This is a genomic window from Kitasatospora sp. NPDC096077 (assembly GCF_040303245.1).
In the GTDB taxonomy this organism is placed as follows: Bacteria; Actinomycetota; Actinomycetes; order Streptomycetales; family Streptomycetaceae; genus Kitasatospora.
The window spans coordinates 1-1,021 of record NZ_JBEOSV010000154.1 but is presented as its reverse complement, the minus strand read 5'-3'; the positions used below and the strand labels follow the sequence as shown (position 1 = coordinate 1,021).

Annotated in this window: 1 protein-coding gene; it reads right to left on the bottom strand. The window is 80.8% G+C overall.

Annotation, left to right across the window (positions count from 1 at the left end; all coding sequences use genetic code 11):
- Positions 1-130: 130 nt before the first annotated feature.
- Positions 131-1,021: (2Fe-2S)-binding protein (locus ABTZ03_RS44195; RefSeq protein ID WP_350518941.1), on the bottom strand; the 891-nt coding region annotated here is incomplete at its 5' end.

The window sequence follows — 1,021 nt, the reverse complement described above, 5'->3', positions numbered from 1 at the left end:
GCGCGCGGCGTCGGGGTGCGTGCATCGCAAGGCGGAGGAGGGAGTCCATGCGGAGCATCGGCGACCGACGACAACGCGGCGAGGCGCGTGCCCCGACGCCGCGCGCCCGGCGGGAATTGTCAGACACGCCCTAGACGTCCGTGGCCGGGCAAGGGCCGGAGGCGGCGGGGGCGGAGTCAGCGACCCCCGCCGCCAGCTGGGAGAGCGGCACCGGGCAGGCGAACGGCCGCCGGTCCGCGCCCGGCTCACCCGAGCCGGACAGACAGGCCACGGCCGGACCGCACATCCGCCCCTGGCACCAGCCCATCCCGGCCCGGGTGAGCAGCTTGACGGTGCGGGGGTCGCCCGCGCCCAGTTCCTCCACGGCCTCCCGGATCCGGGCCACCGGCACCTCCTCGCAGCGGCACACGTCGGTGTCCGGCCGCAGCCACCCGGTCCAGCCGGGCCCCGGCCGGTGCGCCGCCGCCATCAGCGCGGCGAAGGCCCGCAGCCGCGCCCGGCGGCGCAGCAACGACCGCGCGGGCGGCTCCCCGGCCCGCCCGGAGAGCTCCGCGGCGATCGCGTGCGCGGCCAACTCCCCCTCGGCGAGCGCGAGGTCCGCGCCGCCGACGCCGTTGGTCTCCCCCGCGGACCAAAGGCCGGGCACCGAGCTGCGCAGCCGGGCGTCGACCCGCAGCGCGACCGCGCCGTCCGCCCCGGTGACGGTGGCCGCCCCGAGTTCGGTGGCCAGGTCGATCTGCGGCAGCAGCCCGTGGCCGACGGCGAGCGCGTCGCAGTCGATCCGCCGCTCGGTGCCGGGCAGCGGCCGCCAGTCGGCGTCCAGCCGGGCCACCGTGACGCCGGTGACCCGGTCCGTCCCGTGCGCCTCCACCACCGCGCTGCGCGGCCGCAGCCGGACGCCGTGCCGCAGCAGCGCGCGGCCGTGGGCCGGCGCCCGGGGCCCCCGGTGGGGGGGGGGCGCCGGCCCCGGGGGGGGGGCGGGGGTAGCGGGGTGGTTGGGGGGCGCGGGCCCCGCCCGGGC